The organism is Pseudomonas sp. GW821-FHT07G06 (genome assembly GCF_058986625.1).
This window is the reverse complement of the sequence record NZ_JBYSVW010000001.1, coordinates 536,902-551,103: the sequence shown is the minus strand read 5'-3', so window position 1 is coordinate 551,103 and position 14,202 is coordinate 536,902. Positions and strand designations below refer to the sequence as shown.

General features: G+C 61.2%; 15 protein-coding genes. 10 read left to right on the top strand and 5 right to left on the bottom strand.

The genetic code is table 11. The annotated features are described in order from the left end of the window. Positions 1 to 94 precede the first annotated feature (94 nt). Positions 95 to 1,309, top strand: coding sequence for a class I SAM-dependent methyltransferase (locus AC3WJW_RS02435; protein ID WP_493724993.1), 1,215 nt, complete (start codon positions 95 to 97; stop codon positions 1,307 to 1,309). Here the strand turns inward: AC3WJW_RS02435 and AC3WJW_RS02430 are convergent. After that, positions 1,300 to 2,277, bottom strand: coding sequence for a DMT family transporter (locus AC3WJW_RS02430; RefSeq protein WP_493724992.1), 978 nt, complete (start codon positions 2,275 to 2,277; stop codon positions 1,300 to 1,302). The two genes, AC3WJW_RS02435 and AC3WJW_RS02430, sit on opposite strands and share 10 nt — an antisense overlap. Before the next feature lie 344 nt (positions 2,278 to 2,621). Here AC3WJW_RS02430 and AC3WJW_RS02425 point away from each other — a divergent pair, with 344 nt between their 5' ends. The 3 genes from AC3WJW_RS02425 (at position 2,622) to AC3WJW_RS02415 (ending at position 4,033) form a co-directional block, all read left to right on the top strand. Further along, positions 2,622 to 3,203, top strand: coding sequence for a DJ-1/PfpI family protein (locus AC3WJW_RS02425; protein ID WP_095966235.1), 582 nt, complete (start codon positions 2,622 to 2,624; stop codon positions 3,201 to 3,203). Positions 3,204 to 3,217: 14 nt separating this feature from the next. Then, the gene (locus AC3WJW_RS02420) at positions 3,218 to 3,523 is read left to right on the top strand and encodes a ribbon-helix-helix domain-containing protein (protein WP_493725142.1); all 306 of its coding nucleotides are present in this window, start codon (positions 3,218 to 3,220) and stop codon (positions 3,521 to 3,523) included. Positions 3,524 to 3,688: 165 nt separating this feature from the next. Continuing rightward, positions 3,689 to 4,033, top strand: a complete 345-nt coding sequence (locus AC3WJW_RS02415; RefSeq protein ID WP_095966237.1) for a YegP family protein — start codon at positions 3,689 to 3,691, stop codon at positions 4,031 to 4,033. A gap of 138 nt (positions 4,034 to 4,171) precedes the next feature. Here AC3WJW_RS02415 and AC3WJW_RS02410 read toward each other — a convergent pair whose 3' ends face one another. Both AC3WJW_RS02410 and AC3WJW_RS02405 read right to left on the bottom strand, forming a co-directional pair. After that, positions 4,172 to 5,059, bottom strand: a complete 888-nt coding sequence (locus AC3WJW_RS02410; RefSeq protein ID WP_493724991.1) for a dihydrodipicolinate synthase family protein — start codon at positions 5,057 to 5,059, stop codon at positions 4,172 to 4,174. 29 nt (positions 5,060 to 5,088) lie between these two features. Then, complete coding sequence (locus AC3WJW_RS02405; RefSeq protein WP_007976758.1) at positions 5,089 to 5,871, bottom strand: aldolase; 783 nt, start codon at positions 5,869 to 5,871, stop codon at positions 5,089 to 5,091. Positions 5,872 to 6,030: 159 nt separating this feature from the next. On the opposite strand from AC3WJW_RS02405, the gene AC3WJW_RS02400 reads away from it, so the two are divergent. Next, on the top strand, positions 6,031 to 6,573 hold the full coding sequence (locus tag AC3WJW_RS02400; RefSeq protein WP_007976760.1) for a helix-turn-helix domain-containing protein: 543 nt from the start codon (positions 6,031 to 6,033) through the stop codon (positions 6,571 to 6,573). A 99-nt stretch (positions 6,574 to 6,672) separates the two neighbouring features. On the opposite strand, the gene AC3WJW_RS02395 is transcribed toward AC3WJW_RS02400, so the two are convergent. Beyond that, on the bottom strand, positions 6,673 to 7,692 hold the full coding sequence (locus tag AC3WJW_RS02395; protein WP_493724990.1) for a DUF4917 family protein: 1,020 nt from the start codon (positions 7,690 to 7,692) through the stop codon (positions 6,673 to 6,675). 131 nt (positions 7,693 to 7,823) lie between these two features. On the opposite strand from AC3WJW_RS02395, the gene AC3WJW_RS02390 reads away from it, so the two are divergent. The 4 genes from AC3WJW_RS02390 to AC3WJW_RS02375 all read left to right on the top strand — a co-directional run bounded on the left by AC3WJW_RS02390 (position 7,824) and on the right by AC3WJW_RS02375 (position 12,601). Further along, a complete protein-coding gene (locus AC3WJW_RS02390; protein ID WP_493724989.1) occupies positions 7,824 to 8,726 on the top strand; it encodes a LysR family transcriptional regulator in 903 nt (300 codons plus the stop codon). 242 nt (positions 8,727 to 8,968) lie between these two features. Continuing rightward, the gene (locus tag AC3WJW_RS02385; protein ID WP_493724988.1) at positions 8,969 to 10,162 is read left to right on the top strand and encodes a CaiB/BaiF CoA transferase family protein; all 1,194 of its coding nucleotides are present in this window, start codon (positions 8,969 to 8,971) and stop codon (positions 10,160 to 10,162) included. Further along, positions 10,159 to 11,085: a hydroxymethylglutaryl-CoA lyase gene (locus tag AC3WJW_RS02380; protein WP_493724987.1), complete on the top strand. Its 927-nt coding sequence runs from the start codon at positions 10,159 to 10,161 to the stop codon at positions 11,083 to 11,085. The genes AC3WJW_RS02385 and AC3WJW_RS02380 overlap by 4 nt, the downstream gene beginning before the upstream one ends. 184 nt (positions 11,086 to 11,269) lie before the next feature. Then, positions 11,270 to 12,601, top strand: coding sequence for an MFS transporter (locus AC3WJW_RS02375; RefSeq protein WP_493724986.1), 1,332 nt, complete (start codon positions 11,270 to 11,272; stop codon positions 12,599 to 12,601). Positions 12,602 to 12,679: 78 nt separating this feature from the next. On the opposite strand, the gene AC3WJW_RS02370 is transcribed toward AC3WJW_RS02375, so the two are convergent. Then, positions 12,680 to 13,168, bottom strand: a complete 489-nt coding sequence (locus AC3WJW_RS02370; RefSeq protein ID WP_493724985.1) for a DMT family transporter — start codon at positions 13,166 to 13,168, stop codon at positions 12,680 to 12,682. Between the two features lie 76 nt (positions 13,169 to 13,244). Here AC3WJW_RS02370 and AC3WJW_RS02365 point away from each other — a divergent pair, with 76 nt between their 5' ends. Then, a complete protein-coding gene (locus AC3WJW_RS02365; protein ID WP_493724984.1) occupies positions 13,245 to 14,168 on the top strand; it encodes a LysR family transcriptional regulator in 924 nt (307 codons plus the stop codon). Positions 14,169 to 14,202: the final 34 nt, after the last annotated feature.

Below are 14,202 nucleotides of genomic sequence, written 5' to 3'. Positions count from 1 at the left end.
TGGGACCTGCCACAAAATAACCCCGTGCCCAAAGTCCTCGTCCCCCTTAAAATACCGGCATTCTCCGCTTTGCATCGCCTGAGGCCGTTTTTCCATGTCCGTCACCGCCACTCCCGCCAGCCTCGCGCCGGATCATCACGCCCAGTTCATCGAGCTGCTGCAAGCCAGCCTCGAGCACAATGCGTTCATCAAACTGGTGCTGGCCAAGTACGCGGGCGATGAAACGGATCTGCAGCGGATCATCGTCAAGTCGGTGACGGTCAAGGCGCAGCCTTGCCTGTCTTTCGTCTATCGCTACAAGACCCGCGATATCACCAAGAACCTGCCGCTGGCCGAAGGCGTGGCGAGCATTGCCGGGTTGCTGCCGGCGTCGTTCAAAAATGCGCATTTGTTGTCGTTGACCGACGAAGCCCAGCTCGAATACAGCAAAAAGGGCAAGTCATCGCTGTTCAAGAGCAAACCTCAACAATTGCGCGAAGTACCATCGGCCGAGCACAACCGTGAAAAAAACCGTTTTCTTGACCTGAGCCGGCCGTTTCTCGCCGACCTGGGGGTGACCAACAAGCAGCATGAACTGATCCCGGCGATGTCGCGCAAGTGGAAGCAGATCAACAAGTTCATCGAAGTGTTCAGCCATGCACTGACCTCGTCACCCCTGGCGCTGGACAAACCGGTGCGTGTGGCGGACTTCGGATCGGGCAAGGGCTACCTGACCTTCGCCATCCACGATTACCTGCGCAACACCTTGAAGGCCGAAGGCGAGGTGACCGGCGTCGAGCTGCGTGAAGACATGGTCACCCTGTGCAACACCGCGGCCGCCAGGCTTGAGCACCCCGGCCTGGTGTTCAAGTGTGGTGACGTGCGCAGCGTGGCGCCGAGCGAGCTGGACGTGATGATCGCCCTGCATGCCTGCGATATCGCCACCGACTATGCGATCCACACCGGTATCCGTTCCGGCGCGTCGATCATCATGTGCTCGCCTTGCTGCCACAAACAGATCCGCCTGCAAATCCAGAGCCCGGCGCTGCTCAAGCCGATGCTGCAATACGGTTTGCATCTGGGCCAGCAGGCGGAGATGGTCACCGACAGTTTGCGCGCGTTGTTCCTTGAGGCCTGCGGCTACGAGACCAAGGTGTTCGAGTTCATCTCGCTGGACCACACCAACAAGAACAAGATGATCCTGGCGGTCAAGCGCGCCGAGCCGGTGGAACCGGCCCAGCTATTGGCGAAGATTCAGGAGCTGAAGGATTTCTACCACATCAGTGAGCATTGCCTGGAAACGTTGCTGCGCGCTGATGGTTACCTTTGATCCTGTGGGAGCGAGCTTGCTCGCGATGGCGGATTTACAGTCGACAAATGTGTTGAATGTGATGTCCCCATCGCGAGCAAGCTCGCTCCCACATTATTGGGTCTGACCGCGGTCTTGCGCCCCAGCATCACCGTCACAATGACCCCACCGGCAAACAGCCAGGTGATCGGCTCCACCTGTTCGCCGAAGAACAGTGCGGAGAAGGCGATGGTGAAGAAGATCTGCAACAACTGAATCTGGCTGACCCGGGCAATGCCGCCCATGGCCAGCCCGGCGTACCAGGCGAAGAAGCCGATGAACTGTGAAAACAGCGAGACATAACCGAAGGCCCACCAGGTTTTGGCGGAAACCTCACCCTGGTGTTGCAGCGCCAGATACACCACCGGGCCGATCAACAGCGGCGTCGACAGCACCAGCGCCCAGCAGATCACCTGCCAGCCGCCCATCTCCCTGGCCAGTCGACCTCCCTCGGCGTAGCCCAATCCGCCCACGGCAATGGCGCCAAGCATCAGCAGGTCACCGGCCTGAATGCTGCCGGCACCGCTGATCAGCGCATAACCGAGCACCAGCGCACTGCCCAATGCGGCGCAGGCCCAGAACGCTTTCGAAGGCCGTTCATGGGACAGCCACGCGGCGTACAGCGCCACGCACAGTGGCTGCAAACCATTGACCAGCGCGCCGTGGGACGCCGGCAAGGTTTGCATGGCCCAGGCCGACAACACCGGGAAACCGAGGATCACCCCGGCCATCACCAGCGTCAGGCCTTTGACCTGTTTCCAGGTCGGCCATTTTTCCCGGCGCCAGAGCAACAGCAACGCTGCCGGCACCGCCGCAAACAGTGCCCGGCCCAGGCCGTTGAGCAGCGGGTGGAGTTCCTGCACGACGATCCGCGTGAAGGGCAGGGTGAGGCTGAAGATCACAACGCCGAGCAGGCCCAGGGCCATGCCGGTGTTTTCGCGCGAGGACATGATGGCAACCAGAATCGTGGGTGATGGGAGGTGCCTTCATCTAGCCATAAATGCCGGGTTTCGCGCTGTTACAGCTAGGTGCAGAGTTATCCGTACAGTTGCGAGTAATGCGAGCACCGCGTAGGAGCTGCCGAAGGCTGCGATCTTTTGATCTTGCTTTTAAATTCGCGGCTAAACGGATCACTGAAGATCAAGATCAAGATCAAGATCAAGATCAAAAGATCGCAGCCTTCGGCAGCTCCTACGGGGTCGTGTGTGTTCGTAGTAGCCGGTTGTTACCCGGCCCACCGGATAAGGACTACCTTGAATACTCCTGCACGCCCACTTCCAGAGGAGTTCTCCCCATGGCTGCGAAAAAAATTCTGATGCTGGTTGGTGATTACGTCGAAGACTATGAGGTGATGGTGCCGTTCCAGGCGCTGCTGATGGTCGGCCACACGGTGCACGCCGTTTGCCCGGACAAAACCGCCGGCCAGACCGTGCGCACGGCGATCCATGACTTTGAAGGCGACCAGACCTACAGCGAAAAGCCCGGTCACCTGTTTGCCCTCAACTTCGACTTCGCCAAGGTCAACGCCGCCGATTATGACGCCGTGCTGATTCCGGGCGGCCGTGCGCCGGAGTACCTGCGACTGAACGAAAAGGTCCTGGAACTGGTGCGCGCATTCGACAAGGCCGGCAAGCCGATCGCCGCCGTGTGCCATGGCGCGCAGTTGCTGGCGGCAGCGGGTATTCTCGAAGGCCGCGAATGCAGCGCTTATCCGGCCTGCGCTCCGGAAGTGCGCCTGGCGGGCGGTACGTATATCGACATCCCGGTGACGGACGGCCATGTTCAGGGCAATCTGGCCACGGCGCCGGCCTGGCCTGCGCACCCGAACTGGCTGGCCGGTTTCCTGGGGTTGCTGGGTACCAAAATCACGCTGTAACGAGGGGCATGTCCATGTGCGAGCTGTACGTCAAAGCCGACCCGATTCTTTACGAATCGCGCTCCCGCTCGCTGCGCATCTGCGGGGTGGTCACCACCCTGCGGCTGGAGAATCAGTTCTGGGACATCCTCAGCGAAATCGCCGAGGTCGACGGCATGACCACCAATCAGTTGATCGCCAAGCTGTATGAAGAGGTGATGGACTATCGCGGCGAGGTGGTCAATTTCGCTTCGTTCCTGCGGGTGAGTTGTACGCGGTATCTGAGCCAGCGGCGGACGCAGTCTCCGGAGTTGTCGGTGGTGCGGGCCGCGGCGAAGTAAGGAAGTTCGTGTCGACTTCATCGCGAGCAGGCTCGCTCCCACAGAAAGGCACGCACCTCCTGTGGGAGCGAGCCTGCTCGCGAAGGGGCCGGTACAGGCGACAGAAATCCCGGCTTGGTCTTTACTGTGAAGCGCGCAACCTCTCAATCGCCAAGGAGAAAGAGCATGTCCGGATGGTATGAAGTGAGCAAAAGCAGCAATGGCCAGTTCAGGTTTGTCCTCAAGGCGGCCAACGCCGAGACCATTCTGACCAGCGAGCTGTACACCACCCACGCCGCCGCCGACAAAGGCATCGCCTCGGTCCAGGCCAACAGCCCGTTGGATGAGCGCTACGAGAAGAAAACCACCAAGGATGGCCATCCGTATTTCAACCTCAAGGCTGGTAACCACGAGATCATCGGCAGCAGCGAGACCTATTCCTCCGATGCCGCCATGGAGAAAGGCATCGCCAGCGTGAAGGCCAACGGCCCGAGCAAGGTGGTCAAGGACAAGACCCTGCCGGTGCTTTGATCACTACTTTCAAATCCAGTACATATCCCTGTGGGAGCGAGCTTGCTCGCGATGGCGGTCTGACAGTCAATATCTGTGTTGAATGTAATGGCCTCATCGCGAGCAAGCTCGCTCCCACAGGGGGTGTTTAACCTGAATTCAGCGTAAGGCTTCGAGTAGGCCTTGAAGTTGACTAACCCCCGCCTCACCCAACGGGAACACCGGCAACCGCGGATCCCCCACCTCCAGACCTGTCGCCCGCAGGCCCGCCTTGATCGTCGCCGGCAAGCCTCCCTTGAGGATGAAATCCAGCAGCGGCAACTGGCGGTAGAACAGCTCCCGGGCCTTGGCCAAATCATTGGCCAGCACCGCTTCATACAAATCCAGGTTGAGCCGCGGGATCAGGTTCGGCGCAGCGGTGCACCAGCCTTTCGCGCCGGCGGCAAAGGCCTCCAGGGCCAACGGATTGCAGCCGTTGTAGAACGGCACCTGGCCGTCACCCTGACGTTGCAGTTGATGCATGCGCTGGATGTCGCCGGTGCTCTCCTTGACCATGGTCACGTTTTCCACGGCCTTGACGATGTGCAGGATCAGGTCCACCGACATGTCGGTGCCGCTGGTGGCCGGGTTGTTGTAGAGCATGATCGGCACGCCGATGCTGTCGCCGATGGCGCGGTAATGGGCGAGGATTTCCGCTTCACTGAGTTTCCAGTAGGACGCAGGCAGCACCATCACCACATCGGCGCCATGGGCTTCGGCGAAGCGCGCGCGACGTACCGCTTTGGCGGTGGTCAGGTCGGACACGCTGACGACGGTCGGCACGCGTTTGGCCACGTGCTTGATACTGAATTCGCTGACCTGATCCCACTCCGTGTCGCTCAGGTAGGCACCTTCACCGGTGCTGCCCAGTGGTGCGATGGCGTGCACGCCGCTCTCGATCAGGTGGTCGATGGAGCGCCCGAGGGCGTCCAGGTCAACGCCTTCGCCATGGGCGGTGAAAGGGGTGATGGTGTAGCCGATGATGCCGTGAATGCTTGCGGTGGACATGGTGTCTCTCCGTTCAAAAAGGTCTGGGGTCAGTTCAGGCAATCGGCGTGTTGGCGCAGGCTCTGCCGGGCGTAGTAGTTGAAAGCGGCGGCGTGACGTTTCGGCCGGGCAATCCAGTCATGGGCTTCGCGGCCCAGCGCGGGGATGATCGGCTTGATGGTCCCGGCGCTCATCGCCAACAGTTGCAGCTTCGCGGCACGTTCGATCAGCTGCGCGATGACACAGGCTTCCTCGATGGTATTGCCGGTGGACAATTGGCCGTGGTGCGAAAGCAGGATCGCCCGTTTGTCGCCCAGTGCCCCGGCAATCAACTCACCTTCCTCGTTGCCCACCGGCACACCTGGCCAGCCTTCGAGAAACGCACAGTCGTCATAGAGCGGGCAGAGGTCCATGTGGGAAATCTGCAACGGTACTTCCAGCATTGACAAGGCTGCAACGTGGGTAGGATGGGTGTGGATGATGCAGTTCACATCCGGGCGGGCGCGGTAGACCCAACTGTGAAAACGATTGGCCGGGTTGGGCATGCCGTGGCCTTCAAGCACCTCCAGGTCTTCGTTGACCAGCAGCAGGTTGCCCGCGGTGATTTCGTCGAAACCCAGGCCCAGTTGTTGAGTGTAGTAAGTGCCGGGCTGCGGACCACGGGCGGTGATTTGCCCGGCAAGGCCGGAATCGTGACCGTGCTCGAACAGGATGCGGCAGGTCAGGGCCAGCTTTTGCCGGGCGGTCCACGTATTATCCGCCAGGGTATTTTGCATTTGGCTCAGCGCGTGCTTGACCAGTTGCTCTTTGGGCAGTGCTAATGTCTTGGCCATATCGGTGTCCTTTGGGTGATTCAATGGACGTCGGGTTTGTCGCTCACCGGTTCCTCGCAAAGTCGTCGGTGAACGCAAATGACACTAAAGAGCCTATATGACACTTTGTGTCATTGGCAAGGACAAATCGTTGCCTCCTTGATGGATTAATCGCTCCACATGTCTATCCGTTTGAAATTACTAAGAAAAAAACTTGGCGTGACGTTGGAAGCGCTGGCCGAACAATCCGGCATGACCAAGAGTTACCTGTCGAAAGTCGAGCGCGGGTTGAACACGCCGTCGATTGCGGCAGCGTTGAAACTGGCCAAGGCGCTGAACGTGAAGGTCGAGGAGTTGTTCTCTGAAGACAACGCCGGCCTCGACAGCTACAGCCTGGTGCGCAGCCACGAGCGGCAACCTTTGGGGGCCAGCGGCAACAATCCGGGTTACGCGGTGCTGGCCCATCAGGTCAGTGAACGCAGTCTGCTGCCGTTCATCATTTACCCGCCAGCGGAGTTCACCGACAAAACCTTCAAGGAGCACCTGGGCGAGGAGTTTCTGTTCGTCCACGAGGGGCGGGTGGAAGTGGACTTCATGAACGAGCGCGTGCTGCTCGATCGTGGCGATGCGTTGCACTTCAATGCGCAAAAACCGCACCGGATTCGTTCGGTGGGTGAGGTACAGGCGCAGTTGCTGGTGGTGGTGCATAGCACCGAGGAATGAGTTGACTGCAAAAGCTTCGCGAGCAGGCTCGCTCCCACAGGGGTCATGTACTCTAATGTGGGAGCGAGCCTGCTCGCGAATGCGTCAGATCAGTCGCCGCTAAACCTCGACCGGAACCGTCAGTTTCGGGCCACCCAACGCATGGCTCTTGGAATCAAAAAACCGCAACTCAACCCCCGTCCCCTCAAACACCTTCGCGTAATGCCGCTTCTGGTGCTGGATGAAGGCCTTGCTGCGCGGGTAAATCGAAATCGCCAGCACTTGCGGTTTCGCCAGGCGCAAGGCATGGATGATGTGGCTGTCCTGCTGCCCCAGCGCATGGCCGAAGATGCACAGCGCCTGACCGTGATCGAGCAATTGCTCGTAGCAGAACGACAGATAGTCCGAACTGCGGATGGTCTTGAGCTTGTCCGCACTCGGCCCTTCGTTGACGAACAACGGCACGTCGTCGAGGGTCTTGATCGTGTTGTTGATCGCGAAATTGCCCAGCAACGTGCCCTCGGTCGACATCAGCTTGCGCGCCGTGCCGTCCTGGTTGCGCACCAGGTGCAGACCGCCGTGCAGGTACAGTAAACGGGTTTTGTCGGTGGCCGTGTCGCTCAGGTCGAAAGCGGGTTCGGCACCCTGGAACAGATCGGTGATCGCCTCAGGCTGGTATTGCACCGCCCAGTAGTTGATCAGGTCGTAATTGGTGGTGAACACCGTGCGGTAGCTGGCCAGTTCCTGATTGATCGTCGCCAGCGTCGAAGGCACTACCAGCCGCCACGGGATATGCACCGCATGCACGGTGTTGATCAGCGCTTCCTTGATCGCGTAATAGCGATTACGCGGGGCGGCGGAGCTGACTGCCAGCGCCTTGTTGACCCGGCTGGTGGTTTTCAACGCGCTCAGTACCTGCTCGAAACTGCGGGTCTGCATGGCATCGAACACGCTCAGCTCGGACGGGCTCAGGGGTTTTTCTTCAACGGTGCGGGCATTTTCGAACAGCGACTCGTAGCCGAAATCGTCCCATACCGCGCGACTGGCACCGTTGCCCACCAGCAAACCACTGAACGAAGCGGTGCTGCGCAAGGCGTTCCAGTCTTCAAGTTGGGCGTCGACATCCTGGAAATCGGTCATTGCGGTCTTCGTCTCACGGCAAAAGGTCTTTGGGCGGCGACTTTATCACGACCGGCTGCCGGACCACGGCACGACGCGGGCGAAGAACGTTATGCTGCGACTTCGCCCGAGCCGACTTCGCCGAGTACCCGATGCTGCAAAAAAGCCTGATTCGCCGTCTCGACCTGATCACCCTGCAACTGTTCGTCGCCGTCCATGAAGAGGGCACGCTGACCCGTGCTGCGTCGCGTGAGGCGATTGCCGTCTCGGCGGCAAGCAAACGCTTGATGGAGCTGGAGGAGGCGCTGGGCATCAGCCTGTTCGTGCGCCAGGCCAAGGGCATGTCCCTGACGCCGGCCGGCGAAACCCTGCTGCACCATGCCCGGCAGATGCTGTTCAACGTCGAGAAAATGGGCCTCGAACTGGGCGAGCACAGTCACGGTGTGCGTGGCTATGTGCGGATGCTCGCCAACCTGTCGGCGATCATTCAGTTTCTGCCCGAGGACCTGCGGGATTTTTCCGAGCGTCACCCACAGGTCAAGACCGACCTCGAAGAACGCCCCAGCGCCGGGGTGATTCAGGGCGTGCTCGACGGGGTGGCCGACCTCGGCATCTGTTCCATCGACAGTGACATCAAGGGCCTGCACAGCGTGCTGTATCGCCAGGACAAACTGGTGGTGCTGATGCCGCCGCACCATCCCTTGGCGAACCGCTCGAGCGTGGCGTTCGCCGATACGCTGGGCAGCGATTACGTTGGGCTGCATGCCGCCAGTTCGATCAACATGCGTACCCATGCAGCGGCCCGTGAAGCCGGCAAGGTGTTGCGGGTGCGCATACATGTGCCGGGATTCGATGCCATGTGCCGCATGGTCCAGGCCAACATGGGGATCGGCATCCTTCCGCAGCGGGCCTATGAATTGTTTGGCCGGGCCCTGGGTTTGCACGCGGTGCCATTGACGGACGAATGGTCCGATCGGGCGCTGATTCTGGTGGTGCGCGATGAGGCGTTGCTGTCGCCGGTGAGCCGGATGTTGTTTGAGCATTTGCGGGGTTGAGCCTGAAAGTTCTTCGCTGACTGTGCCGGCCTCATCGCGAGCAAGCTCGCTCCCACAGGGGATGTGTGAGTGCCGAAGATCCAGTGTGGGAGCGAGCTTGCTCGCGATGGCGGACTACAGCTCACGATAATTTCCCCGGGCGTTCGCATTTCGCGAACGCCCGTTGCCAACTGAAGGTTGGATTCATCAGGCATCAGTCCTCTAGCCTTGGCTCATATTCCAAGAACAAGAGGTACCCCGCGATGACTGCCCCCCTGAGTGCAATCAAAGTGATCGAGATCGGCACACTGATCGCTGCGCCGTTTGCCGCGCGCATGCTGGCCGAATTCGGCGCCGAGGTGATCAAGATCGAAGCCATGGGCCAGGGCGATCCCCTGCGCAAATGGCGCAAGCTGCATGAAGGCACCTCGCTGTGGTGGTACCTGCAATCGCGCAACAAGAAGTCCCTGGCGCTGAACCTCAAATCCCCCGAAGGCATCGAACTGGTCAAGCAATTGGCAACCAGCGCCGATGTGCTGATCGAAAACCTGCGCCCCGGCGCCCTGGAGAAGCTCGGCCTTGGCTGGGACGTGTTGCACGCCCTCAACCCCAACCTGACCCTGGTGCGGATTTCCGGTTACGGCCAGACCGGCCCGTACCGCGACCGTCCGGGTTTCGGTGCCATAGGCGAGGCCATGGGCGGAATTCGCTACACCACCGGCACCCCCGGTTCGCCGCCGGCGCGGGTCGGCGTGAGCCTCGGCGATTCCCTGGCTTCGCTGCATGCGGTGATCGGTGCGCTGATGTCATTGCTGCGAGTCAAGACCGGGCAGGGCGGCGGGCAGATCGTCGATGTGTCCCTGGCCGAAAGCGTGTTCAACGTCATGGAAAGCCTGGTGCCGGAATACGACATGCTCGGTCATGTGCGTGAACGCAGCGGCGGCGCCTTGCCGGGGATCGCGCCATCCAACACCTATTTGACCGCCGATGGCGCCTACGTGGTGATTGCCGGCAACAGCGATCCGATCTACAAGCGCCTGATGCACACCATCGGCCGCCCGGATCTGGCCGAGGCGCCGGAATTCGCCCACAACGACGGGCGTGCCGCCAAAAGCAACCAGCTCGACGCCGCCATCACCCACTGGACCAGCAGCCTGCCCATCGACGAGGTGCTGGCCGCGCTGGAAGCCGCCGAAGTCCCGGCCGGACGCATCTACTCGGTGGCCGACATCGTCGCCGATCCGCACTATCAGGCGCGGGACATGCTGCTCAATGCCGAGCTGCCCGGTGGCGCCACGGTGAAAATGCCGGGCATCGTGCCGAAACTCTCCGAGACACCCGGCGGCGTGAACTGGTCCGGCCCCGGGCTGGGCCAGCACACCGACGGCATCCTCGCGCAATTGGGCCTTACCGCGATGGACATCGAACGCCTGAAAGTCGAAGGAGTGGTGCAATGATCAGCGATTATTCCGACAGCCTGATCGTGCAGGAAGTGTCCCCGCGCGACGGTTTGCAAATCGAGCCGACCTGGGTTGAAACCCACGACAAGATTGCCCTGATCGATCAATTGTCGCAGGCCGGATTCAGCCGCATCGAAGCCGGTTCGTTCGTGTCGCCCAAGGCCATTCCTGCGCTGCGCGATGGCGAGCTGGTGTTCAAGGGCATTATCCGGCAGCCGGGGGTGATCTATGTCGCCTTGATCCCCAACCTCAAGGGGGCGCAACGGGCGTTGGCGTGCAGTGCCGATGAGCTGAACCTGGTGATGTCCGCCAGCCAGACCCACAACCTGGCAAACATGCGCATGCGTTGTGAAGATTCATTGGCAGCGTTCGGCGAGATCGTGCGGTTCGTTGGCGAAAGCCCGGTGCGTCTCAATGGCAGCATCGCCACCACCTTCGGCTGCCCGTTCGAGGGCAAGATCGATGAGGACCGCGTCGTGCAAATCGTCGAGGCCTATCAGGAGCTCGGCATCCGGGGCATCACCCTGGCCGACACCACGGGCATGGCCAATCCGCGCCAGGTCGACCGACTGGTGCGCCGGGTGCTGCAGCGGGTGTCCCCGGCGGATTTGACCCTGCATTTCCACAACACCCGTGGCCTCGGCCTGTGCAACGTGCTGGCCGCCTACGAGGCCGGTGCCCGACGTTTCGACGCCGCATTGGGCGGCCTCGGCGGCTGCCCGTTTGCACCGGGAGCGTCGGGCAACATCTGTACAGAAGACCTGGTGAACCTGTGCGATGAAGTCGGCATTCACACCGGCATCGATTTGCCGCTGCTGCTGAAACTGTCCCGAGGCCTGCCGGCGCTGCTCGGCCACGAAGTACCGGGGCAACTGGCCAAGGCCGGGCGCAATTGTGACCTGCACCCGATCCCCACCTGACACTACACGCCCCTGTGGGAGCGAGCTTGCTCGCGATGACTGAGTCACAGTCAACATCAATGTTGGCTGACCCGACGCAATCGCGAGCAAGCTCGCTCCCACAGTAAAAGCACTTTCGCTGAGCTACTCAACCAGACAACAAAAACAATCGGACACCCACGGGAAGTCCGCCTGGAGAACCGCAATGAGCCTGAATGCACTGGAGGCGAGCGCGAGCCCGTCCGTTAGCCACGACACCGAAAAAGCCCTGGTCAGCAAAGTCGCCTGGCGCCTGATGCCGCTGATCATGGTCTGCTACCTGTTCGCCTTTTTCGACCGCATCAACATCAGCTTCGCCAAGTTTCAGCTGCAGACCGACCTGAGCCTGAGCGACACCGCATACGGCCTCGGCGCCGGGTTGTTCGTGGTCGGATACGTGATTTTCGAAGTGCCGAGCAACATGATGCTGTACAAGGTCGGCGCCCGGCGCTGGATCGCCCGGATCATGATGTCCTGGGGCCTGGCCACGGCGGCCATGGTATTCGTCAATAGCGAATGGCAGTTCTACGTGCTGCGCTTCGTGATCGGCGCGATGGAGGCGGGTTTTGCCCCAGGCGTGCTGTATTACCTGACCCTGTGGTTCCCGCAGCACTATCGCGGACGCATCACCTCGATGCTGTTCCTGTCGTCGGCGTTCGCTGGTCTTGTTGGCGCGCCGTTCTCGGGCCTGGTGCTGCAACACCTCGACGGTGTGCTGCAAATGCGCGGCTGGCACTGGCTGTTCCTGCTCGGCGGCGTGCCGTGCATCGGCCTCGGATTGCTGGTGCTGACCCTGCTCAAGGACCGCATCGAAGACGCCCATTGGCTGACGCCTTCGGAGAAGACCTTGCTGGCCAGCCGCATCGCCCAGCATGAACCGCACAAGAGCGGTGGCTCGCTGCTCGCCGCGCTGCGGATTCCGGGTTTCCTGACATTGGGGCTGATCTACTTTCTGATCCAGGTGGCGTCCTACGGCCTGAATTTCTGGGCACCGCAACTGATCCGCAGTGCCGGCACCGAAAGTCCGGTGATGATCGGCCTGCTGACTGCCATCCCGTACATCTGCGGCGCCATCAGCATGGTGGTGATCGGACGCCTGTCCGATGCTTCCGGTGAGCGACGCAAGTTTGTCGCCGGGCTGGTGGCCGTCGGTGCGGTCGGGTTCTTCTGTGCGGGGATCTTCGCCAGCCACACGACCTTCCTGATTGTCGCGCTGGGCCTGCTCGGTGCCGGGATCATCGCCTCTATCCCGAGCTTCTGGACCCTGCCGCCGAAACTGCTGGCCGGTGCCGGCGCGGGCGCGGCGGGCGGGATTGCGGTGATCAACACCCTGGGCCAGTTCGGCGGCATCGTCAGCCCGGTGATGGTCGGCCGGATCAAGGACCTGACCGGCAGCACCACGCCGGCGCTGTATGTCATTGGTGTCTGTGCACTGATCGCGGTGGCGCTGTTGCTGTGGGGGTTGCCGCAGAAGTTGCGCACACTCGACAAGTTTTAAAAGATCGCAGCCTTCGGCAGCACCTGCCCGGACCACGCATCCCCGTAGGAGCTGCCGGAGGCTGCGATCTTTTGATCTTCAAGAAGCCGCTGTCATCGCTTTTTCCGCCGCATCACTGAATTGAATCAACACCACCCCGCCCATCAACAGCACCACCCCAAGCACCTTGGGCAAGGTGACCTGCCGCTCCACGAGGCCAAACCAGCCGAAGTGATCCAGCAACAACGACGCCACCACTTGCCCCGCCAGCGCCAATGCCATGAACCCCGCGGCACCGAGCCTGGGCAGCAGCACCAATGCCAGGGAAATGAAACACACCCCAAAAGCGCCACCCGCCCACATCCACAGCGGCGCCTTGCCGATAAAGGCCAGTGATGGCAACGGCAAGCGCATCGCAACGATGATCGGCAACAGCACGATAACGCTCACCAGCAACGAGGCGAGCGTCGCCCACAACGGATGGCCCAACCCGCGCCCGAGGTTGACGTTGATCGCGCTCTGAAACGGCACCACCGCCCCGGCAATCATCGCCAGCACCACCAGACCGGCCCAATGCAACGTACTCATGATCGTTCTCCACAGGTTTTGCTGGACTCTAGGGTATTCGTCGCGCAGATTTAAATTCCGTTTTGTTATCCAGAACATGCAGCAGATGAATGATCTTCGACGTATCGACCTCAACCTGCTGGTGATCCTCGACGCCTTGCTCACGGAGCAACACGTGACCCGGACGGCCGAGCGTTTGCACTTGAGCCAGCCTGCGGTCAGTCATGCGCTGGCGCGATTGCGCGACCTGCTCGGCGATCCGCTGCTGGTGCGCGCCGGAGCCGGCCTTGTTCCGACCCCGCGAGCGCTGGAACTGGTGGCACCGCTGGCCGAAGCCCTGGCGCAGGTGCAAGCGCTGCTGGCGCCGAACGCGTTTGATCCGGCTACAGCCAGGCGCACCTTCCGCCTGGCGATGTCCGACTATGGCGCCGCCAATGTCCTGCCGGGCCTGATTCGGACCTTGCGCCGCGATGCGCCGGGCATCGACCTGCAAATCAGCCATGGCAGCCGCGAAAGCATGCTCGACGGCGTGCTCAACGGTGATATTGACGTCGCCATGGGTGTGTTCCCGGAAATGCCCAACGAATTGCGCAGCACGCCGCTGTTCGAAGAGCACTACGCCTGCCTGGTGGATCGCAGAAGCTTGCCCGCCGACGGTGTGCTCGACCTGCCCACCTACCTGGCTAGACCCCATGTGCTGCTGGAAATGCGCGGCAGCGGCACCCCGGAAATCGAGCGTGCGTTGACGGCAATGCGTGAACGTCGTCGTGTGGCTGTCAGCCTGCCGCACTGGAGCGTGGCCCCGGAATGCATCAGCGGTACTGATCTTATTCTGACGGTGGCCTCGCGTGGTCTACGCGATATTGATGAACAGTCACTGATTGTCGTCCCGCCGCCCTTTCACATCCCGTCGTTTACCTTTGTACTGGTCTGGCACAAGCGGCGGGGCGGGGATCAGGCGTTGAACTGGCTGAATGAGCAGATTGGTACAGGGGGCGATGAGTTTTATCTTCGGCGGTGATGCTCGCTGAAATCACGAAAGGACGGGAGGTAGC